15 protein-coding genes and 1 pseudogene are annotated in these 22,509 nt (G+C 45.5%); 13 read left to right on the top strand and 3 right to left on the bottom strand.

Annotation, left to right across the window (positions count from 1 at the left end):
- The first annotated feature begins 22 nt into the window (after window positions 1-22).
- Window positions 23-988 carry a 5-dehydro-4-deoxy-D-glucuronate isomerase gene (gene kduI, locus DWV53_RS11085; RefSeq protein WP_118153801.1) on the top strand — a complete coding sequence of 322 codons (966 nt, stop codon included), beginning with the start codon at window positions 23-25 and terminating at the stop codon, window positions 986-988.
- A gap of 110 nt (window positions 989-1,098) precedes the next feature.
- Window positions 1,099-2,562, top strand: a complete 1,464-nt coding sequence (locus DWV53_RS11080) for an MFS transporter (protein WP_118153798.1) — start codon at window positions 1,099-1,101, stop codon at window positions 2,560-2,562.
- 95 nt (window positions 2,563-2,657) lie between these two features.
- Here DWV53_RS11080 and DWV53_RS11075 read toward each other — a convergent pair whose 3' ends face one another.
- Window positions 2,658-3,395, bottom strand: coding sequence for a nitroreductase family protein (locus tag DWV53_RS11075; protein WP_118153795.1), 738 nt, complete (start codon window positions 3,393-3,395; stop codon window positions 2,658-2,660).
- 369 nt (window positions 3,396-3,764) lie between these two features.
- On the opposite strand from DWV53_RS11075, the pseudogene DWV53_RS11070 reads away from it, so the two are divergent.
- From DWV53_RS11070 to dnaA, 5 genes and pseudogenes are all read left to right on the top strand, one after another.
- Window positions 3,765-4,223 (top strand): annotated as a pseudogene (locus tag DWV53_RS11070) (adenosylcobalamin-dependent ribonucleoside-diphosphate reductase); the annotation flags it as partial.
- A gap of 65 nt (window positions 4,224-4,288) precedes the next feature.
- Window positions 4,289-4,666: a dihydroneopterin aldolase gene (folB, locus tag DWV53_RS11065; RefSeq protein ID WP_022121401.1), complete on the top strand. Its 378-nt coding sequence runs from the start codon at window positions 4,289-4,291 to the stop codon at window positions 4,664-4,666.
- A gap of 55 nt (window positions 4,667-4,721) precedes the next feature.
- Complete coding sequence (locus tag DWV53_RS11060; RefSeq protein WP_118153792.1) at window positions 4,722-6,023, top strand: N-acetylmuramoyl-L-alanine amidase family protein; 1,302 nt, start codon at window positions 4,722-4,724, stop codon at window positions 6,021-6,023.
- Between the two features lie 50 nt (window positions 6,024-6,073).
- Window positions 6,074-6,973 (top strand): MlaD family protein, encoded by a 900-nt coding sequence (locus DWV53_RS11055; protein WP_118153789.1) that lies wholly within the window; start codon window positions 6,074-6,076, stop codon window positions 6,971-6,973.
- 310 nt (window positions 6,974-7,283) lie between these two features.
- Window positions 7,284-8,699, top strand: coding sequence for a chromosomal replication initiator protein DnaA (gene dnaA, locus DWV53_RS11050; protein ID WP_118153786.1), 1,416 nt, complete (start codon window positions 7,284-7,286; stop codon window positions 8,697-8,699).
- Window positions 8,700-8,847: 148 nt separating this feature from the next.
- Here the strand turns inward: dnaA and pnuC are convergent, their stop codons facing one another.
- Window positions 8,848-9,438, bottom strand: a complete 591-nt coding sequence (gene pnuC / locus DWV53_RS11045; protein ID WP_118153783.1) for a nicotinamide riboside transporter PnuC — start codon at window positions 9,436-9,438, stop codon at window positions 8,848-8,850.
- Between the two features lie 12 nt (window positions 9,439-9,450).
- Entirely contained in the window at window positions 9,451-11,811 is a 2,361-nt protein-coding gene (locus tag DWV53_RS11040) for a TonB-dependent receptor (protein WP_181992473.1), read from the bottom strand.
- A gap of 306 nt (window positions 11,812-12,117) precedes the next feature.
- On the opposite strand from DWV53_RS11040, the gene DWV53_RS11035 reads away from it, so the two are divergent.
- The 6 genes from DWV53_RS11035 to DWV53_RS11005 all read left to right on the top strand — a co-directional run bounded on the left by DWV53_RS11035 (window position 12,118) and on the right by DWV53_RS11005 (window position 22,401).
- Complete coding sequence (locus DWV53_RS11035; RefSeq protein ID WP_118153780.1) at window positions 12,118-13,440, top strand: RagB/SusD family nutrient uptake outer membrane protein; 1,323 nt, start codon at window positions 12,118-12,120, stop codon at window positions 13,438-13,440.
- Window positions 13,441-13,809: 369 nt separating this feature from the next.
- Window positions 13,810-14,112 (top strand): DUF4160 domain-containing protein, encoded by a 303-nt coding sequence (locus tag DWV53_RS11030; protein WP_118153777.1) that lies wholly within the window; start codon window positions 13,810-13,812, stop codon window positions 14,110-14,112.
- Between the two features lie 767 nt (window positions 14,113-14,879).
- Entirely contained in the window at window positions 14,880-17,858 is a 2,979-nt protein-coding gene (locus DWV53_RS11020) for a SusC/RagA family TonB-linked outer membrane protein (protein WP_118153771.1), read from the top strand.
- Window positions 17,859-17,870: 12 nt separating this feature from the next.
- On the top strand, window positions 17,871-19,397 hold the full coding sequence (locus DWV53_RS11015) for a RagB/SusD family nutrient uptake outer membrane protein (RefSeq protein WP_118153768.1): 1,527 nt from the start codon (window positions 17,871-17,873) through the stop codon (window positions 19,395-19,397).
- A 58-nt stretch (window positions 19,398-19,455) separates the two neighbouring features.
- Window positions 19,456-21,003 carry a glycoside hydrolase family 30 protein gene (locus DWV53_RS11010; RefSeq protein WP_118153765.1) on the top strand — a complete coding sequence of 516 codons (1,548 nt, stop codon included), beginning with the start codon at window positions 19,456-19,458 and terminating at the stop codon, window positions 21,001-21,003.
- 42 nt (window positions 21,004-21,045) lie between these two features.
- Complete coding sequence (locus DWV53_RS11005; protein WP_259318970.1) at window positions 21,046-22,401, top strand: DUF5121 domain-containing protein; 1,356 nt, start codon at window positions 21,046-21,048, stop codon at window positions 22,399-22,401.
- Window positions 22,402-22,509: the final 108 nt, after the last annotated feature.

Below are 22,509 nucleotides of genomic sequence, written 5' to 3'. Positions count from 1 at the left end.
TAAAAAATAAAACAAGATAATTATGAAGAAATTAACATTAATATTAGCAGCAATGGTATTAACAGCAAGTCAGGCTTTTGGCCAGTGTGGAAAATGTGGTTATGAAGTGAAGGCAGAAAATGCCTACACTAACTACAACGTTCGTTATGCAAGCAATCCGATGGATGCAAAGCACTATACAACAGACCGCCTTCGCAGTGAATTCGCTATCGAGAAGGTGTTTGCTCCAGGCGAGATAAACTGGACATACACCATGTTCGACCGCTTCCTCATTGGTGGTGCTGAGCCAACAACCGCTCCTCTGAAGCTGACTTCTATCGCTCCTCTCTATACAGACAAGCCAAACGATGAGAAGAATCTGCTCGACAACCGCGAGTTGGGTATCATCAACATCGGTGGCGAGGGTACTGTTACCGTTGACGGCAAGAAGTATACGCTCGGTTTCCAGGAGGCTCTCTATGTAGGTCGTGGTGCCAAGAACATCGAGGTAAGCAGCAAGGATGCAGCTAAGCCAGCTAAGTTCTATATGAACAGCGCTTGTGCTCATCAGACATATCCTACCAAGAAGGTTACCCTGAAGGATGCCAACAACATCAAGGCTGGTAGCCTGAAGGAGAGCAACGATCGTGTAATCCACCAGTTGATTATCGACGGTGTAGCCGGTGTTCGTACCTGCCAGTTGCAGATGGGTGTTACTGAGTTGAAGGAGGGTTCTGTATGGAACACCATGCCAGCTCATACTCACCTCCGCCGTATGGAGACTTACCTCTATTATAATGTACCAGAGGGTCAGAAGATTCTCCACGTAATGGGTGAACCACAGGAAACACGTCCTATCTGGTTGAACAACGAGCAGGCTGTGATTTCTCCAGAGTGGTCTATCCACTGTGCAGCAGGTACCAGCAACTATACCTTTATCTGGGGTATGGCAGGCGAGAATCTGATCTACAACGATATGCAGGTAGTGAAGATTCCTACATTGGAATAATAAGATACATGATATGGCAACCTGGTTCATGATTAATATGACCCAGGCTTTGCCGTCTAAATAGTAATCTAAAATAAAAATAAGTATAACGCTTAAAAACTTTTTGCAAAATGAGTCCTATTACAACAAGTAAAATGTCCAACTTCCGTTGGGTAATCTGTGCGCTGCTCTTCATCGCAACCACAGTCAATTACATGGACCGTCAGGTTCTCTCTTTAACATGGAAAGACTTCATTGCTCCAGAATTCCACTGGACAGATGATCACTATGGTACCATCACCGGTCTTTTCTCCATCTTCTATGCCATCGCTAACCTCTTCGCAGGTAAGTTTGTTGACTGGATGGGCACCAAGAAAGGTTATCTCATCGCCATCTTCGTATGGTCAACAGGTGCTGTGATGCACGCCGGTTGCGGTTGGGTAGCTATGCAGATGGAAGGTTATGATTCTATCGAGGCGCTCCGCATGGTACAGGCTGGTAGTGATGCAGCTGTAGCGATTGCTACAATCAGTGTATGGCTGTTCCTCTCTTGCCGCTTGATTCTTGCTGTGGGTGAGGCAGGTAACTTCCCTGCAGCCATCAAGGTAACAGCAGAGTATTTCCCTAAAAAAGACCGTGCTTTCTCTACCGCTATCTTCAACAGTGGTGCTTCAGTAGGCGCTTTGGCAGCCCCAGCTACCATTCCATTGTTGGCTCGCAGCTTGGGCTGGGAGTGGGCATTCATCATCATCGGTGTGCTCGGTTATGTATGGATGGGCCTCTGGGTATGGCTCTATGACAAACCATCTAAGAGCAAGCATGTAAACAAGGTTGAACTTACTTATATTGAACAGGATGAGGACCTCGAAAAGATTGAGGCTGGGAAAGAGACAGAAAGTGCCGCTGAGGAGAAAACTATCGGCTTTCTGAAGTGCTTCAGCTACCGTCAGACCTGGTCATTCATCGTAGGTAAGTTGATGACTGATGGTGTTTGGTGGTTCTTCCTCTTCTGGGCACCTGCTTACTTCTCTGACCAGTATGGTTATTCTTCAGATTCAGGTATGGGTATCGCCCTCATCTTCACTCTCTATGCTATTGTAACCGTATTGAGTATTGGTGGTGGTTACTTGCCAACCTACTTTGTTGACAAGAAGGGTATGAATCCATATATCGGTAGAATGCGTGCGATGTTGATTTTCGCTTGCTTCCCATTGCTCGGTCTGATAGCCCAGCCTATGGGTGAGTACAGTGCATGGTGGCCAGCTATCATCATCGGTTTGCTCGGTGCAGGTCATCAGGCATGGTCAGCTAACCTCTATTCTACCATCGGTGATATGTTCCCTAAGTCAACTGTAGCTACTATCACCGGTATTGGTGCGATGGCAGGTGGTATCGGTTCCTTCCTGATCAACAAGGGTTCCGGTATGCTCTTCACCTATGCAGATGGTCAGGGTTCAGCCTTCAGCTTCATGGGCTTCGATGGCAAGCCAGGTGCCTACATGATTGTATTCTGCATCTGTAGTGTTGCTTACCTCGTAGGCTGGTGCATCATGAAGGCATTGGTTCCTAAGTACAAGCCAATCGTTGTAGAATAATGAAAAGGTAAAAAAGTAAAAAGGTAAAAAGGTAAAAAAGCCTAGCGGAATGTTAACCAGCGAGGTGCCCTTTTTACCTTTTTACTTTTTTATCTTTAAATAAATCCTTGCTGCTTGAGGGCTTCGAGGAAACCTTGGCTCATCGCCTCGCAATCCTTCTTTGTGTATCGGATGTCGGTGAAAACCTGGGCTAGGGTCTCTACGTTGTTGATGCGAACGAACTCCTTGTTTTCTTCCAGAGCTTCCTTCTCTGCATAGAAGTCATCTATCTTTTCTGGGGTGTAATCTTCGAAATGCTCGTGGTGGATGATGCTGCGCAGAGGAAGACGGTCGCTTAGGGCTGGATGTTCTGCCGGCCAGCCGATGGTCAATGTGGCTACTGGCATTACGAGCTTAGGGAGCTTCAGGGTGTCGATGATCATCTTTGGCATATAAACCGTAGTTCCTAGGAAGCAAGTACCTAAACCGGCTTCTTCTGCCAGGTTCGTAAAGGTCTGGGTGAAGAGAAGGGCATCGGTAGCTGCATTCATAAAAGAGAGAATGTTATCATAGCCCGGGGTTCCCTTGCGGTTCTCTGCCCAGAGGGTTGTGCGGCGATAATCGGCACAGATGGTGAGGACGACCGGGGCTTCTGTTACCATCGGCTGGTTGAAGTGGGCTGGCGCCAGTGCCTTCTTTCCTTCTTCACTTCTTGTTACCACAACGCTGTAAAGCTGCAGGTTTCCCATTGTCGGGGTGCGCTCTGCCTCTTCCAAAAGGCGGTTCAGGAGTTCTTCAGATACTTCCTTCTCTGCATATTTTCTGATGCTTGTTCTGTTCTTAATCGATTCCATATCTTTTTTATTTTATCATTATACCTTATTATATATATAGGAGTTCTGTTCCATTTCAGAACCCTATTTTGCTGCAAAGTTAGTGAAAGTTTCCCAAAAAGTTGTCTTTCTTTCGCTTTTTTAGTGAAATATATGGCAAAACGTTTCAGATTTTAGAAATAAAAGTTTAATTTTGCACCTAAATATGAAACGTTTGATATGAAATATATTGAAAATATGACTTTTGAAGAGGCTTCCAAGGCTCTTATAGATGAATTGAATGCTAATCTGGCAACACTTCATCAGAATTATCATGTAGAACAGTCTGATTGGAATAAACTCTATGATCAGATAGCCAATGTTGTTTCAGAGGAAACTCATCTTCCTGTTTTCTCTCCTGAAGTGATGGAGGTGCGACCTCGAGAACTGGAATGCGATGTGGTGCGATTCCAGAATAATAAGGAGAAATGGGTGGCTCTTGTAGGACTGCTCGACGGTCATCCATACGAAATCTTCACGGGTTTGCAGGATGAGGACGAGGGTATCATGCTGCCTAAATCTGTAAGCAAAGGCAAGATCGTGAAGACCATTCTGGATGGAGGCTTGAAGCGATACGACTTCCAGTTTGTGAACAAGCGAGGATATAAGATTACGGTTGAGGGATTGAGCGAGAAGTTTAATCCTGAATACTGGAACTATGCCAAGCTGATTTCCGGTGTGCTGCGCTACCGTATGCCTATCGAACATGTCATCAAACTCGTTTATCAGCTCCAGCTTACTTCAGATAACATCAATACCTGGAAGAAAGGTGTTGTGACAGCCCTGAAGAGATATCTGAAGGATGGTAGCCTGATGAAACTTTACGATGATAGCGATTCCGAATCCTAATCCCCAAGATAGAACTGATATAAACTATGCTTTTCCGTAGTAAGATATACTTGAAGAATGTCCGTTTCCATGCATATCACGGCGTTCTGCCACAGGAAACCCAGGTGGGCAACGATTATGTGGTGAATCTGGATGTGAGCTATGATTTCTCCAGAGCCATGGAAACCGATGAACTGGCTGGAACCCTCAACTATGCAGAACTCTATGAACTCGTGAAACAAGAGATGGAGATACCTAGCAAACTGCTGGAACATGTAGCCGGAAGGATAGGAAAGCGCCTCTTTGCAGAATATCCGACTATTCAGAAAATACAACTCGCCATTACCAAAGTTAATCCTCCTTTTGGAGCAGACTGTGATGGTGCAGGGGTAGAAGTTGTATTAACAAATGATAAAACTTTATAGTAGATTTAGGTTTTCTGATACAAAAGTAGTAATTTTGCAAAATCATCAGAAAGATATGTTGAAGAAAATAACACTCATATTGACCCTATTGTGTATGTTGGTGCTGACAGCGACAGGCGCCAACCGCCGTTTCACGCTCGTTATCGACCCAGGTCATGGCGGTCATGATGCGGGTGCACTTGGTGCTATTTCCAAAGAAAAGAATATCAATCTCTCTGTGGCATTGCAGTTTGGCAAATATGTTGAGCGCAATATGCCGGATGTGAGAGTCATCTATACCCGCAAGACGGATGTCTTTATTCCTCTGAAACAGCGTGCCAACATTGCTAACCGCGCCAATGCCGACCTGTTTATCTCGGTACATACCAATGCGCTGCCAGCCGGTAAGATAGCCCGCGGTTTTGAAACCTATACGCTCGGTATGCACCGTGCCAAGGATAATCTCGATGTGGCTATGCGAGAGAACTCCGTTATCTCGATGGAGAAGGGCTATCAGCAGACCTATCAGGGGTTCAACCCGCGATCTTCTGAGAGTTACATCATCTTCGAGTTTATACAGGGTAAGAATATGGAGAGAAGCGTAGAATTGGCGCGCAATATCCAGCGAAAGGTATGTTCCGGTGCCAACCGTCCGGATAAAGGCGTGCATCAGGCTGGATTCCTGGTTCTCAGAGAAACCTCGATGCCTAGCTGTCTGATAGAGCTCGGTTTCATCACTACTGCTGACGAAGAAAGACTGCTCAACGATGCCAGCAGGGTGGATGATATCGCCCGAGGTATCTACGAAGGTTTTGCGCAATATCGCAATAAATACGATAAATCCATCTCGGTTCCTTATCGAGCTGCGGATACAGAATCGGTGCCGGTTGCCAAGATAGTTTCTGATACGAAGCAGGAGAAGGACGAGCGCCGTGCTGAGGAGACGGATACTGCGCCGGGAAGAACGGTGAAGCAGGTGGAAACCAGAGCAACAAAGGCTAAAACGGCTCAGCAGAGCAGACAGACGCAGCGGAGCAGACAGACGCAGCAGAACAGAACTGTAGCTCAGAACAAGCCGGCACAGCATAAAGCCAATGTAGCCGATGCGCCTGTCTTCAAGCTTCAGATATTTGTCAGCAACCGCACGCTCCGCAAGGGCGATGCCCATTTCAAGGGCGAAACCGGTTATGACAGTTTTCAGGAAGGCAATATGGTGAAATATACGATGGGAGCCTCTACCAACTATAATGAGATTTTCCGCTTGCGCAAGACGCTTGCCGAGAAGTTCCCGGAAGCTTTCATCATAGCTTTCAAGAATGGAAAGAAATATGATGTGAATCAGGCGATACGTGAGTTCAAACAGAACAGAAACCGCTGATTGACCTGAGTAAGGATAAGATATAAGCACGAATATATAAAGAGATAAATATGAAGCTAACAAAAGAAATCAAGATAGCTCTTGTAGCTATTGTCGGTATTTTGGTTATGTATTTCGGAATCAATTTTCTGAAAGGCATGAATCTGTTTTCTACCAACAACGCCTACTATATGACGTTTGATGACATCCAGGGACTGGGTGCCTCTACGCCTATTTATGCGGATGGTTATAAGGTAGGTACCGTGGATGGTTTGGAATATGATTACAAGGAGAATGGTCCTATCAAAGTAAAGGTGGATATTAACAGGGATTTGAGAATCCCGCAGGGCAGTAAAGCCGAAATAGTAAAAGACCTGATGGGTAACCTGCAGGTGAATCTGCTTCTGGCAAACAATCCGCGCGAAAGAGTAGAACCGGGTGGTATCATTCCGGGTGCTGCAAACGGAGGCATGATGGATAAGGCTGCCAACCTGGTTCCGGTAGTGGAAAAGATGTTGCCTAAGTTGGATTCTATCCTTACCAGCGTGAATGCGCTGCTGGCTGACCCGGCTCTGGCGGCTTCGCTGCATAATGTGGAAACCATTACAAGCAACCTCACCGTTTCTACACGTGAACTGAATACCCTGATGGCAGGACTCAATAAACAGGTTCCGGGGATGATAGGAAAGGCAAATGGCGTGCTGGATAATACCAACCGCCTCACAGCTAATCTGGCCAGTCTTGATGTGCAGGGCACTTTGAACAAGGTGAACCAGACTTTGGAGAGTGCTCATCAGTTTACTGAGAAGCTGAACAGCAACCAGGGCAGCCTCGGATTGCTGATGAACGATACCAAGCTGTACGATAATCTGACGTCAACCATGAGTCATGCCGACTCCTTGGTTATCGACTTGAAGGCACATCCGAAACGCTATGTCCATTTCTCTGTTTTCGGCAGAAAAGACAAGTAAAAAGAGTCCGAGCTAAATAAATTTAGTCTAAATAAGATTCGGTATGTTTCACGCCCCGAAATGACTCGCAAACTGTTTGTTTGTTAGCCGTTTCGGGGACGTTACATTATTGTTTCACTGAATTTCAGTCTGCTATATTTGTATTTTAGACAAGTGTTTGGTATTCAGTAATTTAAAGTCTATCTATTAAAATGTTTTAAATAAGGAGATTTGCATTTCTCCTATTTTTTTTGTAACTTTGCACATGATTTCGCATCTTTTGGTGCGTCCCGTCATTTGTGAATTAAAGTATTAATAATATAAGTAATCAATGTTAGCAAGTCCAAAAGCCCTCTGGGACAACAGTCTTTTGCTCATAAAGGACAGTGTAACAGAGCAGCAATATAACACATGGTTCAAGCCAATCGTCTTTGAATCGTACAAGCCGTCGACAAAGACTTTGTTGGTGCAGGTTCCGAGTCCGTTCGTATACGAGTACTTGGAACAGAACTTCGTTGACTTGTTAAGTAAGGTGCTGCATCGTAATTTTGGTGAAGGAATCCGTCTCACTTATCGTGTTGTAACCGATAAGGAGCATAAGCTTTCTCAAGATATAGAGGCAGATCCAGACGATGCTGATATGGCAAAGCAAACTCGTGAGCGTGCCCAGCAGACGGCTGCCCAGCCTGCCGCTCCCCAGCAGCAGGAAGACATTGATACGCAGTTAGACCCGAAGCTTACTTTCAACAATTATATGGAGGGTGACAGCAATAAGCTGCCTCGTTCCGTAGGATTGTCTATTGCCGTGCATCCCAATACCACCCAGTTTAACCCAATGTTCATTTACGGACCTTCGGGTAGCGGTAAGACGCATCTGGTGAATGCCATCGGCCTGAAAGCGAAGCAGATGTATCCTCAGAAGCGTGTGCTCTATGTGAGTGCCCGTCTTTTCCAGACCCAGTATACTGATGCCGTGCTCCATAATGCGAGCAATGATTTCATCAACTTCTATCAGTCTATTGATATGCTGATTGTGGATGATATCCAGGAGTGGGCTGGTAAGGCGAAGACGCTGAATACCTTCTTCCATATCTTCAACCACCTCTTCCGCAACGGAAAGCGTATTATCCTGGCGTGCGACCGCCCTCCGGTAGAGTTGAAGGATATGCCAGACCGTCTGCTCACCCGTTTCTCTTGCGGTCTGGTCTGCGAGTTGGAGAAGCCGAATATCCAGTTGTGTGTGGATATCCTGAGCAATAAGATCCGTCGTGACGGTTTGAAGATTCCGGTAGATGTCATCTCTTTCATCGCCCAGACCTGTAACGGAAGTGTGCGCGATTTGCAGGGAGCCATCAATGGTCTTCTGGCTTACAGCATCGTTTATAACAGCAGTATTGATATCCGGCTTGCCGAGCGCGTCATCAAGCGTGCGGTGAAGGTGGATGATAAGCCGCTCACCATCGATGACATCGTTGAAACGGTTTGCCATCATTATAATGTAACGGTTACTGCCGTGAACAGCAAGAGCCGTAAGCGTGATTATGTCGTGGCTAGACAGGTAACGATGTATCTGGCACAGAAATATACCAAAATGCCTGCTTCGAGAATCGGCAAACTCGTTGGTAATCGTGATCATAGCACAGTTATCCACAGTTGTTCAAAAGTGGAAGAAAGACTGAAGATTGATGCTGGATTCAGCGATGAACTGGTTAGTATCGAAAACGGATTAAAGGTGAAAAGGGCATAAAGGATGTGCTTTTCGCTGATAGGATAAGTTTAAGCGCGGAACCTTGGTATAGTGGTTCTTGTTTATATAAATGAAATAAAGGAAGCCTGGCAAGTTTGTTTTTGCCTTGGCTTCCTTTTTCCGTTTATAATATCTGAACTATTAACTATCAACTCTTTTTCATCATCTTCTTCCATTTAAAGTATCCGGCTACGGCGATGATGACGTAGAGACCGTAAAGTCCTGCCTTGAATGGGATGCCTTTGATGATATAGAGATAGAAGCAAACGGCATCTACGATTATCCAGAAGAACCACTGCTCGATATATTTGCGTGCCAGCGCCCAGAGCCCCACAAAGCTCAGGGCATTGGTGAAACTGTCTTGCAGAGGAACTGTAGAGTTAGTGAAAGTTATCAGTATATAATAGGTGATGCCCCAGGCTGCCAGGAAGAACAGAAGAGTAGGGAGATAGAGCGACTTTTTCATATAGGTAATCGGAAGTTCTTCTTTCTCCTTCTGGTTGTGCTTCTTGCCATATTTCCATACGGCATAACCATATATACCGGCTATCGTATAGTAGACCGCCATACCCGCATCGCCGTAAAGACCATGACTCCAATAGAGCCATACGTCCAGGGCGGGCATGATGATGCCTACCAGCCAGAGCCAGATACTGGCACGGTACTCCAACAGGATATAAACCAGTCCGAGTACCGTGGTAAAGATGTCTAAACCATGTGATGCAATATAATCCATCATGATGATTTCTGATTAGAACTTCAATGTAAGATGCGTCATCCAGGTGGTATCTGCCATCGGGATGTAGGCTATCTGCTTGAATCGGTTGTCCAATGTATATCCGTAACCGGTAGCATTGCTCCAGGTGAATGCGCTGGCTGCATAGTGGCGGTTGAAGATATTGTTGATGTCCACACCGAAGCTTACCTCCTTGATGCCGAGTGCCTTGGTTACCTTAGCGCTGTAGTTCAGGCTCAGGTCGCTCTGTGAATAGCATGGCAGCGAGAAGTCGCGGTCTTCTGTGTTGGTAATATACTGGCGACTTACAAAGTTGGTGTGCCAGGTAGCAGAGAAACCGGCATAGTGGATGTCGATGAATCCGTTCAGGATAGCTGATGGAGAATAAGACAGGGTTGAGTTGTCGTAATGTACTACGCCTGGCTTCGTATCATCATCCCAGTTGCTTACAAACTCATCAAAGTCCTTGATCTTGTTCTTGCTCAAAGCGGCATTTCCTTCTACAGACAACCATGACAATGGTGCCCAGCCGGCTGTCAGCTCTACACCCATACGGTAAGAATCCTTGATGTTGGTGGTCAGCGCCTCGCCGATGTCACTCAACTGTCCGGTCTGAGCCAGCTGGTTGTCATAATCCATATAGTAGAAGTTGGCGCCTGCATGCCAGTTATCGCCCTGGTACTGATAGCCGAACTCTACATCGAGCAGCTTCTCCTCTTTAGGGAATGGATAGTTGAAGTTGTCGGTAAAGTTGTTGCGCTCTGGCTCGCGGTTGCTGTAGGCTACAGATGCGTATGCCTTGTGGCCATCCTTGTTGAAGCTGATACCTGCCTTAGGGTTGAAGAAGTTGTACTTCTCGTTGATGTTCAGCTCCTGGTTCTTGTAGCTGCCATCTGCCTGGGCGATAAATTTGTCGTTGATACCGTCGGTCTTGTATTCTACACGGCGATACTGCAGGTCTGCGAAGGCATTCCAGTAGTCTGCAAAGCGATAGCTTGCCTTGACGAAGGCGCTGTAGTCATACTTGTGGGCATCAGAATCATAGTACTTATACTGGCCGTTGCTGCCGAAGAATTTCTTTTCGGCATCCTGGTTGGCGATATAAGTAAGGTATCCCCAGTGGTTGCCGCGGAACTGCTGCAGGTTCAATCCGCCGATAACATCCCAGTGCTCATCCTTGTAGTTGGTATTGTATACCATGCCGTAGGTATGCTGGGTGAGTCCCTTCTTGCGGATGAAGTCAGACTTCTTAACCTTGTTGCCCTCTGCATCCTTGTAGATGAGTCCGAACTTGGCAAACTTGGCGTTGTTCTTGAACTCCTTGTAGTAGCCGTAGCCATAGGTGTAATGCAGTGAGAGGCTGTGACTCCAGTGGCTGCTTGGTGTCCAGGTAGCCGAAAGGATGTTGTGGTTCTGATAGAAGTTATCAGTAGTCTTGTCCCATTTGCTTCCGTCGCGCAGGGTATAAGGAGTGATGGTATAATCGCCCTTGCCGTTGCGAACCAAATCGCCTGTCAGCACGTTAAACTTATCCAGACCTGCCTTATACATATCTTTATAAGTGCGGATGCCATCCTGAAGGAGGGTGAAGTTAGAGTTGTAATCTCCGCCCAGCACACCATTCCAAGCCTGACCGGTTTTCTCGAAGTTGCCGATGTTCTTGTAGCTTATCTTGAAGTTATCGCCCAGCCAGGTCAGTCCGCCATAGTAAGAACCTGAGCGGCCTGCTGTGCCGTCTACATAACCGTCGGTAGCTGTCTCGTGATAAGCACCGTCAAAAATCAGATGCTTGCCGAGCAGACCTGTAGAGAAGCTGGCGCCTGTATGATAGGTATTGTAAGAACCGAAAGAACCGGTAACTTCTGCAGTAGGGGTGAGCGAAGGAGCAGCTGTAGCCATAGAGATGCTTCCACCGAAGGCACCGTCGCCATTGGTAGAAGAGCCTACGCCGCGCTGTACCTGAATGCTGCCCAGGAGCGAAGAATAACTGTTCATGTTAGCCCAGAAAACGGTCTGGTCTTCCGGTGAGTTGAGAGCCACTCCGTCGAGTGTTACATTGATGCGGCTTCCGGCAGCGCCACGAATGCGCATATAGGTAGTACCGGTGCCGATACCGTTCTCACTCCAGGCGAGGATGCCCGGTGTACGAGAAAGGAGAAATGGCAATTCCTGACCTGAGCAAGAGAATTGTTTGAGTTCTGATTTCCTGATGTTAGCCACGGCGTATGGAGCTTCCTTTGCGGCACGTACGCCTTTTACAATCACTTCATTCAAATTCTGCACCTTCAAGGTGTCGATTTTTGTCTGTGCCAGTGCAGCCTGGCTTGCCAAAGAGCAAAACGCTACACTGAGTGCGATCCCGTTGAATCTTTTCATTTATTTAAATTAAAAACATCATATAAGGGGGGAATGTGCCTTGTTTTCCTACGCCAGCATTACCTGGTTCAGGTCGATGGGTATATTCTCAGCATCCGCTTTTTTCTCTTTTCTGGCGGTAGCACCCCTTAGTTAGCTCTCTGCTAACCGGGTGCAAAGGTACAAATAAATTTGATAACCGCAAAATTTACGTAGATTTTTACTATATTTGTGTCCTTTTATCATTCTTTTTTCTTATATTTGCAGTCGGATTGCTGTTATTCGCAGTCTTGACAGTTTGAAACCTAAACTTCATGTGATAGGATTATGAGACGATATATTTCACATTTGTTCACGTGGGTCATCTCTTTCCTGACCCTGTTGGCATTCTCATCGTGCTTGAATGAGCATCCTAAGGATCAGCTCGATGGGGGTGGCAGCAATGGTTCTGCGTCTGAAATATTCGATACGACCATAGCTCCTTTATATGATTTTATGGGTGGAACGATAGATGGGGAAGGCATCTGCGATATTCAGCGTTTGGACAGTCTGCTTTCTCTTTCTCCTGATGATGAGCAGCTTTATTCTTCCTGGCAATATCTTTATCGGGCTATCGGTATGTGCAACAAGTCGCTGGATATGATAGATTTCCAGTCTGTACGGCTTACCGATAACCAGAAGGCGCAGTTCAAGGCTGAGGTGCGTGCCATCAGAGCCATGATGTATTATGAGGCGATGGATTTGTATGGCAGGATTCCGGTACTCCTGTCTGCGGCAGAATCACTCATCTATGAACCGGCTTCGGGCTCTTCGGTTACCGATGAAAAGCTGTCGCCTCAGAGCGAACGGAGCGAAATCTTCCATTTCATCTTCAGCGAATTGCAGCAGGTATTGCCTTATCTTCCTCAGACGTCCAGTTTGGAGGAAGGCTCTCATTATGGACGCATCACGCAGCCTGTGGTCAACTTCCTGCTGGCTAAACTGGCGCTGAATGCTGAAATCTATATGTATAACGATTGGGCGCAGGGTTACAGGAAGCGTCCGAAGGGTAGGAACCTGGAATTTATGGTGCGTACTGCCGATGGCGCCTCGCTCATTACGGGCGGCAAGGCGAGTGAGAACCGCAGCAGAATATTGAATGCTTGGGAAACCTGTATCTTCTATTGCAACAGATTGGCTGATGAGGGCTGCAGTTTAGAGGAGGATGAAATCTTCAACAGTTCTGCGCGTTATCTGATGCCGAAGGATGCGCTGGTGATGGATGAGGCTGATTCTGTTCTGCATTCCCGACCAGCCAAACCTCTTTTCCGTTTCCGTTATGCTGATGTTTTGCTGATGAAGGCTGAGGCGATGGAGCGCAACGATGGGGATGGCAGGGCAGAGTATAATATGGTTCGTGCGCATGCCGGTTTGCCTGCGCGCAAGTCTTCGCTTGCCAATATTCTGGAAGACCGTCAGGTTGTGCTGGCGGGCGAGACTTGTCACCGTCAGGACCTTATCCGTTTCGGCAAGTTCCTCAAGTCCTCGCATCTTCGCCGTTCTGTTCAGTCCGCTCTCTCGTCCTCTTCCATCGTCTTCCCGATACCTCAGCGAAGCCTTGCCTTCAATGGCAAGTTGGTTCAGAACAAAGGATATGAGGCAATGGAATAGCCCAAAACTTTTCATCCGATAGCTCGAATCCCCTTTATATAAAGGCATTCCCAGCGATTGGGTGAAGAGTAAAATCATTTTTTTTTCTTCTTTTCTGATATCAGCCGTAAACGGTGTTATATTTCGGTTATTTAAAAACCTGGCAAACCGGTTTTCGTTCGCTGTTTGGCTCAGACAGCCCACTGTTCTTCCTACCGCTAGTCTGCTGTTCTAGTTTCTCCAGTCTGCTGTTCTTGTTTCACTCGTCAGCTGTCCCCGATAAATAAAACCATTTTTTTCTTTTTAAAAATCACTTTTTCCTTTTTCTACCCTCATTTCAAAATAAAGTCGTAACTTTGCAATCAAGATAGGTTAAAAAAGGAGGTTGCGATGCCAAAGATATTTGAATACTTCGGATTTATCTTTCTGTTCTATTCGAATGAGCATGAACCGATACACGTTTATGTAATGAAGGATGGACATGAAGCTATTTTCGAGATAATATTAGAAAATGGTGAACTTGTTGAAATTCACAGAAGAACTTCTAGCAAGATACCACCTTTAAGTGAGAAGGATGCTGCTACAGCAGAGGCCTTTGTGAAGAAGTACTATAAGAATATAGTTGATAAATGGGTAAACTTCTTTATTTATAAGAAAAGAATACGTTCAACAAAAATAACGAAGAAATTATGAACTGAAGTATTCTTTCTGCAAGATATGTGGCACCATTAAAAGTTGAATTACACTTTAATGATGACACTGTTAAGACGATAGATGTTGGGGCTTTTATTAGAAATCACCCACATCCGCAATATAACTCTTACTTGAATGAAAACAAATTCAAAAAGTTCAAGATAGAGTTTGGAAATATCGTTTTGGGAAAAAATTGGGATTTGATATTCCCTATAGATAAGTTATATGCTGGCGTTTGCTGCTGAACAAAAAGCCCCCGGAGCTATTACGCTTCGGTTTTTTTTTCCTCTTTTTTTCTTCCCATATTGCGTATAGTATATTTCTATTATGGGTGAAGAGGGGTGAAGAGTGGGTGAAGAGATAAAGAAAACTCTTCACCTCCCGAAACCCCGATAAACAGAGGGGTTACGGGCGAGAAGGTGAAGAGTGAAGAGATAAATCGGGATTGCTTATATTACAACTCGTTTGTTGAATTGTCTGCATAAATCTTCTGGCAGAATCATCAGAAAAACAGTTTTTTTCTTCTATAATTGTATCTTTTACCATTATAAATCTACCACTTATTTTTAGAACTATGAAAAATGTAAAGTCTTGATAATCAAATGTAATTATAAAAACAGATAGTCATTTTTACCACTTAATTATTTAATCAACCAACAAATATCAGACATTTTATATACTTTTGCAATCGGAAACCAATCATGGATGGGTTCCCGACTATCAGACAACAATTTTAAACATAAATGAGAATAACTAAAGTTTAAATTATGAGAAAATCAAAAAGTAATGCGGTGTTGAGAGGACTAGCAGCCTCAGCACTCGTCCTAATGGTCTCAGCGACAGCTTGGGGACAGAAGGTGAAGATTACGGGTACTGTAATCGACAATACCAATGAACCCGTTATCGGAGCTTCGGTTTTGGAGAATGGTACCAAAAATGGTGTTGCTACTGACCTGGATGGTCACTTCACCATCGAAGTACAGCCAGGTGCCAGACTCAAAATTTCTTATATAGGTTATAAGAATAAGGAAGTGAAAGCTTCTAACGGCATACAGATTATGCTCGAAGAGGAATCTAATATGCTCAACGAAGTGGTGGCTATCGGTTATGGCTCTGTCAAGCGTAAGGATGTAACTACTGCCGTATCCAGTGTGTCAGCCAAAGACCTTGATACTCGTCCTATCGTATCTGCCGCAGCAGGTATGCAGGGAAAGGCAGCCGGTTTGCAGATTTCGCAAGCCAACGGTCAGCCAGGTGCTTCACCAACCATACGTGTGCGTGGTACCACCTCTTTAAATGGTAGTAATGATCCGCTCTATGTAGTAGATGGTGTGCCAATGACCAATATAGACTTCCTGGCAGCTGATGATATTGATAATATCCAGGTGTTGAAGGATGCCTCTTCAGCTGCAATCTATGGATCACGTGCAGCCAATGGTGTCATTATTATAGGTACAAAGCAGGGTAAGGCTGGCGTAGCCAAGGTATCTCTGAATGCACATTATGCATTTAATACTGTACGTGACAACCAGGAATCTCTCAATGCGGCTCAGTATAAGGAGCTGATGGATGAAATCGGTCTGGTGAAACTGCCTGAAGGCTTGAAAGACCAGACCGACTGGAAAGACGAGGTGTTCCGTACGGGTAATGTACAGGATTATCAGCTCTCTATCACCAATGGTACCGATAAATTGAGATACTTTATCTCGGGTGGCTATACAGGCGAAAATGGTGTTATCAAGAAGTCAAGCTATCAGCGTTACAACTTCCGAGCATCTGTAGAGAACGATATACGTAAGTGGTTGCGACTCAATGCCAGTGTAACTTATTCTGATTATACCAACAAGGGTACAGGTATCATTTCGGGTGCCGGTTCTAACCGAGGCGGCGTAGTAACCGCTATCGTCAATACGCCAACCTATGCACCGGTATGGAACCCGGAGAATCCTAGCCAGTTCTACAACAACTTCTATGGCGTGAACATTACCTCGCCAGCAGAGAATATCGCCCGTACTCAGAATAATAAGTCTGCCTACAACCGATTGCTTGCAACCGGAAAGGCTACTGTCACCTTTATGCCTGAACTGACTTATAACACATCTCTCTCGTTCGACCGTACACAAGGAACAACCACCAACTTCCTTGACCCGATATCTACCACCATCGGCCGTCAGGAATTCGGTACAGGCTATGACGGTAGAAACATCAGCAGCGTTATCGTATGGGACAATGTATTAAACTATAAGAAGGCATTCGGAAAGCACAGTCTGGATGCGATGGCTGGTAGTTCCTGGACACAGAGCAAGTGGAGCCAGAACTATATCAATGGTAGCAACTATGCCAACGATCTGTTCCCAACCTTGAATGCAGCCAACAAGATTTCCTGGACAGGAACCGGTTCGTCAGCTTCTGATTGGGCTATTCTCTCTACTTTCGCCCGTTTGCAGTACAACTGGAATGATACCTATATGGTAACCGCCAATATGCGTGCCGATGGTTCTTCCAAGTTGGCACCACATCATCGTTGGGGTTACTTCCCATCATTCTCTGGTGCCTGGCGCGTAAGCAATGAGAAATTCATGAAAGATATCAAGTGGATTGACGACTTGAAGATTCGTGGAGGCTGGGGACAGACCGGTAACCAGAGCGGTCTGGGCGATTACAGCTATCTGGCAAGATACAACATCAATCGTGTGCAGTGGTTTGGCGAGGGAAATGATGCCAATGCTACTCCTACTTTCTCACAGGGCAACCTGAGCAATCCTGAGTTGACTTGGGAAACAACAACCCAGACCAATATCGGTCTCGACTTGACCGTACTGGGCAACCGCCTCACATTCTATGCTGATTACTATTATAAGAAGACCAAGGATATGTTGATGAACATCACCTTGCCGGCAGGTAGTGCTGCTGCAAGTAACCTGACCTATAATGGCGGTTCGATGATCAACAAAGGCTGGGAGTTTGCCATCTCTTCACAGAATCTGACAGGCGCCTTGAAGTGGAATACAGATTTCAACATCTCATTCAACAAGAATAAGTTGGAGAGCCTGTCTCTGACTCAGGTATATTATGAAGCCACGACTACCGATTTCGTCAACGAACAGGTGGTTCGCAATACGCCAGGTATGCCATTGGGCAGTTTCTGGGGATATGTAGCAGAAGGTGTGGATCCCGAGACCGGTGATATGAAGTATAAGGACGTGACCGGTGATGGTCTGGTATCAGCCAGTGACCGTACTTATATCGGTGATCCGAACCCAGACTTCACCTTCGGTTTGACCAATACCTTCTCTTATAAAGGCTTGAATCTCAGTATTCTTATCCAGGGAAGCTATGGTAACGATATCTACAACGTTTCACGTATGGAAACCGAAGGAATGTATGATGGTAAGAACCAAAGCACCAAGGTGCTTGCTCGCTGGAGAGTTCCTGGTCAGATTACCGATGTGCCAAAGGCAAAGTGGGATATCCGCAACTCAACCTACTTCGTAGAAGATGGCAGTTATCTCCGTGTAAAGGATATTTCTCTCTCTTACGATGTGCCTCGCAAACTGATTTCACGCTTCGGCCTGACCCGCCTGCAGCCATACGTATCAGCAACCAACCTGCTTACCCTGACCGACTATTCAGGTATGGATCCGGAGGTTAACCAGTATGGCAACAGTGGTAGTGTGCAGGGCATCGACTGGGGTACCTATCCACTCAATAAGAGTGTAGTATTAGGTGTAAAAGTAGAATTCTAAACATCGACAACAATGAAAACATATCATACAATCAAGACATTGGCGCTCGGTGGCATCGCAATGTTCTCTTTGGCAAGTTGCTCTCTCGACTACGAGCCATTATCAGAGCCATCAGAAATAACACAGGGCGGTCAGACAGAGACCTCAACAGCCGTATTGAAGGACAAGGCTGCAGCTGATGCACAGCTCAAATCGCTCTATGAGTTGTTCCGCAACCGTCAGGAGCATACCCATCTCGACTATCTTCTGATAGGCGATTCACATAGCGACAATGCTTATGCCGGAACTACCGGAGCAGAGGTGGTACCTTATGAAAACAACTCTATCGATGCCAGCAACTCGGTATTGAGCCGTGACTGGAACCGCTATCTGGAGGATATCGCCCAGGCAAATGTGCTGATCAATGGTGTTGAGCAATTGAAGGAGAATGGTCAGATATCAGAAGCAGAATATCATTCCTATAAGGCACAGGGCGAAATCTTCCGTGCCCTGATGATGTTCCGAATGGCTCGTCTGTGGGGTTCTTTCCCTGTCATCACGACCATCGCCAAGACCATTACATCCGAGAATATCAATGAGGTATATCCTACCTATTATCCTCCTCGCAAGACGCCGAAGGAATGTTATGAGCAGATTATTGCCGACTTGACGGATGCTGAGCAGTATGCACCGGATAATGACAATTCCGACCGCACCAAGATGACCAAGACCGTAGCTCAGGCTATGCTTGCCAAGGTTTATGCCGAAAAGGAAGTGCAGGATTATGACAAGGTAATCGCTTATGCCGACAAGGTGATGAATACAACCGGTGTAGAATTGGAAGACAGTTATGAAACACTTTGGGGCTATGATGAGACTGCGAAAGACTGCATGAAACGCAATACCAAAGAAGGTATTCTGGAGGTGCATTGGACAACCGGTAGCGGAAACTGGGAAACCTGGATGTACGGCCGTCAGTTAGACAACTGGGATTATTACTTTACCTGGGCAAAGTGGATTACTCCTTCACGAGACATCATCAATGACTTTGACAAGGAAGGTGATGAGGTTCGTAAGAATCAGGCTATCGTATATTATGCCTGTACCTGGAGCAACTATTATCCGGCTTCCAACTATCCGTTCATGTATAAGTTACGCTCTTCATACAATAATATTTACTGGGTTCGCTTAGCTGATATTATCCTGATGAAGGCTGAGGCAGAAGCCTATAAGGGCAATCTTGCCGAGAGTGCGAAACTCGTGAACCAGATTCGCAAGCGTGCCAAACTGAAGGAACTGACATCCGACAAGACTGGCAGCAAGGAATCTATGATAGAGGCTGTTCTCCATGAGCGCCGTCTGGAACTTGCCTTTGAGGGAGAACGCTGGTTCGACCTCTGCCGCAATAACAAGGTGGAGCAATATCTCAACGGAATAGATAACCGTGACAGCGGACGCATCAGACAGGTGAAACAGTTTGACAGCAATTCATACCTGTTGCCAATTCCACAGACCGCTCTTGACCAGAATACCAATCTAGAGCAGAATCCAGGTTACTAAGCTAACCTGGATAGCTTTCAACTCAAACCGTTATTAACAAATAATAGAAGAAACGAATATGAAATACTATAGCAATAAACTGATGATGCTGGTCTGCGCAACAGCTTTCTCTGTGACAGCTTGCAGCAGCAGTAACTCATTCTCAGATCCTGTAGACTTTGATACTCCTAGTGAGGCACCAAATCCGGTACCGGCACAAGGAACAGCCAAAACTTTCATTACCACAGCCGATGGAGTCTATTCATTGGCACAGGGTGAGGTAAAGTTGTATAATGGAGTATCTATGGCACCAACCACCATCGAACTCGATTTAAACAAGAAGTATCAGACGATTGATGGATTCGGTTATGCCATCACTTATTCATCCTGCTATAATCTGATGCAGATGAACCCAGAAGCGCGTCTGGCTCTTTTGAAGCGTATTTACTCTACCACAGAGGGTTATGGCGTAAGTTATGCCCGTATCTCTTTGGGATGCAACGATTTTTCAAGTACCGAGTATACCTATTGCGACACGAAGGGCAGCGAATCTGACCCTATCAGCAACTTTGCGCTCTATAGCGATGAGAACGATTATGTGATTCCGGTATTGAAGGAGATTCTTGCCATCAACCCAAATCTGAAGATTATCGCAGCTCCCTGGACTTGTCCAAAATGGATGAAGGTGACAGACCTTAATACCAAGAATCCTAAGGATTCATGGACTGATGGTCATCTCAATCCGGATTATCGCGAGGCTTATGCCAAGTACTTCGTGAAGTTTATTAATGTGATGAAGGAGAAAGGTATCAATATCTATGCTGTTAGTCCTCAGAATGAGCCATTGAACAAAGCAAACTGTGCATCTCTCTATATGCCTTGGCAGGAAGAGGCTCCTTTCGTAAAGGAATTGGCAGCACAGTTTAAGAAGAATAATCTGCAGACCAAGATTTATGTCTTCGATCACAACTACAACTATGACAATATTGCTGATCAGGAAGATTATCCTGTGAAACTCTACAATGCTATCGGTGATAACTTTGAGGGCTCAGAGCTGGTTGTAGGTGCAGCTTATCATGATTATGGTGGCAACAACAGCGAGTTGACTGATATCCACAACCAGCGTCCTGACAAGGAACTGATATTCTCGGAAACCAGTATCGGAACCTGGAATAACGGACGTGACTTGAGTAAACGACTGATGGCGGACATGAAGAATGTGGCGCTCGCTACGGTAAACCAGAATTGCAAGGCTGTGCTTGTATGGAATCTGATGCTTGACAATAAGATGGGACCTAACCTGGATGGTGGATGCCAGACCTGCTATGGTGCTATTGATATCAATCAGAATGGTTACAACCAGTTGAGCTACAATTCTCATTATTACATCATCAACCACATGTCTAGTGTCGTTGCTCCTGGTGCGGTTCGCATTGGTAATACGTCCCGCACCGTTAATGACAGCAAGATTACACATGCTGAGTTTGTTAATCCTGATGGTAGTTATGCTGCTGTCATTATCAACGAGGGAGATGAGGCTAAGTCAATCAACCTCAGTGATGGAACTCATAATTTTACCTGCAATGTTCCTGCTAATGGTGTGATTTCTTGCAAGTGGAATAAGTAATCCATAAACTATAGTAAATGATTCATTAAAGATACGATCATTATGAAACATATCAGATATTATATCATGGCGTTGCTCGCCCTGCCACTGATGGCATCTTGCGGCGATGATGATTACAGTGCGCCTACTCCTGCCGGTAATCCTGTGATGAGCTATACGGCTCCTGCTGCAGCTGTATGGATGGGTGATGAAGTGGAGGTGAAAGTAAACTGCAAGGATGATGGAGGCGTGGCTCTCTCTACCTTGAAAGCAAACCTCCTGTTTAGTGGGCAGAGTGTAGATGAAACTACCATCCGTACCAAGGAGGCTGGTGAATATACAGTCAAACTGAAAGTGCCTTATGCACAGAATGTTCCTGATGGAAAGGTAGATATTCAACTTACTCTGCAGAATGTATCAACCAAATCGAATACAGAGACCTTGTCGTTTGATATCAAGCGCCCTCATTTCAACAATCTGCAGTTTGTGAGTGCTGATGGTGTTAAATATGACATGACAGAGAAAAGCGACTTTGTTTATCAGGCTGTTCTTCCTAGCAGTAAGAAGACCTTCAAGGGATATTTTGCAACGAAGGATGGAAAGTTTGTCTTCGGTTCCAGCACAGGTAAGGATATCAGTTTGGGGGAAACAGGCAACTTCAACTTCACTTCTGAGAATATGAACGATGTAGTTGTCACTTTCGATGCCAAGAACTATACGGCTGGTCCTACCGATGTATTGCCTGTTACTATCCTCGATTTTGCCGATTCTGATGCAGGCAAGACTTGGGTGGGTGATATCAAGCAAGGTACTACCTGTAACCTTACTATCAACGGCAATAATCTGCCAGATGACTGGTATTATGACAGCGACTGGTTCCAGAAAGAAGAGGATGGAAGCTATACTTTCAAGGCTATTACCGGCAGATATACTATTTTGGCAGACTTCACCCATAAGTCATTCCGCATCTGGACAATGAATGGAAGTGAGCCTATGTCACTGAATGGCGATGGTACTGGTGCACTCTGGATCATCGGTAATGAAGGTGTCAACAAGCCAACTTGGGAGGCTGTAAATCATGGCTGGTGGACAGGTGTTGACTCTGACGTCTGTCTCACTCCAATCAAGGATAAGGTATATCAGGTTACACTCACCGTAGGCAAGCAACTCAGAGCTACTGACGTAAACTTCAAGTTCTTCGGTCAGGCAAACTGGGGTATTGAGTTCAAGGGTCAGGATAACAGCCATCTCATCTCAACTGATAGCGAGGTGTTCGGCATCGGTGACGGTAACGGTCACGACAACGGCAATGTTTACCTGAAAGATGGAGTAGAACTGAAGGATGGCGAGACATACGTTCTTACAGTTGACTTGACTGCCGGTGTAGACAAGGCAGTTCTCAAAGTAGAAAAGAAATAAGTTGTAGGTTGATATTCATAAGCATTTTAGGTTTTAGTTTAAATAATTTAGGGTATAAAGCTTTGTTTAAGAGGGTGTGTCATAAGTCCATGGCGCACCCTTTTCTTT

The organism is Segatella copri, assembly GCF_003465495.1.
GTDB lineage: Bacteria > Bacteroidota > Bacteroidia > Bacteroidales > Bacteroidaceae > Prevotella > Prevotella copri_G.
Note: the sequence above shows the minus strand (reverse complement) of the source record. Positions and strands in the feature narration are given on the sequence as shown.

What these genes read in the sequence shown, in the direction of transcription:
- DWV53_RS11075 (WP_118153795.1), bottom strand. Translation starts at nt 3,395, where the DNA reads ATGGAATCGATTAAGAACAGAACAAGCATCAGAAAATATGCAGAGAAG.
- dnaA (WP_118153786.1), top strand. Translation starts at nt 7,284, where the DNA reads ATGTTAGCAAGTCCAAAAGCCCTCTGGGACAACAGTCTTTTGCTCATA.
- DWV53_RS11005 (WP_259318970.1), top strand. Translation starts at nt 21,046, where the DNA reads ATGAAACATATCAGATATTATATCATGGCGTTGCTCGCCCTGCCACTG.
- DWV53_RS11055 (WP_118153789.1), top strand. Translation starts at nt 6,074, where the DNA reads ATGAAGCTAACAAAAGAAATCAAGATAGCTCTTGTAGCTATTGTCGGT.
- kduI (WP_118153801.1), top strand. Translation starts at nt 23, where the DNA reads ATGAAGAAATTAACATTAATATTAGCAGCAATGGTATTAACAGCAAGT.
- DWV53_RS11080 (WP_118153798.1), top strand. Translation starts at nt 1,099, where the DNA reads ATGAGTCCTATTACAACAAGTAAAATGTCCAACTTCCGTTGGGTAATC.
- DWV53_RS11040 (WP_181992473.1), bottom strand. Translation starts at nt 11,811, where the DNA reads ATGAAAAGATTCAACGGGATCGCACTCAGTGTAGCGTTTTGCTCTTTG.
- DWV53_RS11030 (WP_118153777.1), top strand. Translation starts at nt 13,810, where the DNA reads ATGCCAAAGATATTTGAATACTTCGGATTTATCTTTCTGTTCTATTCG.
- DWV53_RS11010 (WP_118153765.1), top strand. Translation starts at nt 19,456, where the DNA reads ATGAAATACTATAGCAATAAACTGATGATGCTGGTCTGCGCAACAGCT.
- folB (WP_022121401.1), top strand. Translation starts at nt 4,289, where the DNA reads ATGCTTTTCCGTAGTAAGATATACTTGAAGAATGTCCGTTTCCATGCA.
- DWV53_RS11020 (WP_118153771.1), top strand. Translation starts at nt 14,880, where the DNA reads ATGAGAAAATCAAAAAGTAATGCGGTGTTGAGAGGACTAGCAGCCTCA.
- DWV53_RS11035 (WP_118153780.1), top strand. Translation starts at nt 12,118, where the DNA reads ATGAGACGATATATTTCACATTTGTTCACGTGGGTCATCTCTTTCCTG.
- DWV53_RS11060 (WP_118153792.1), top strand. Translation starts at nt 4,722, where the DNA reads ATGTTGAAGAAAATAACACTCATATTGACCCTATTGTGTATGTTGGTG.
- pnuC (WP_118153783.1), bottom strand. Translation starts at nt 9,438, where the DNA reads ATGATGGATTATATTGCATCACATGGTTTAGACATCTTTACCACGGTA.
- DWV53_RS11015 (WP_118153768.1), top strand. Translation starts at nt 17,871, where the DNA reads ATGAAAACATATCATACAATCAAGACATTGGCGCTCGGTGGCATCGCA.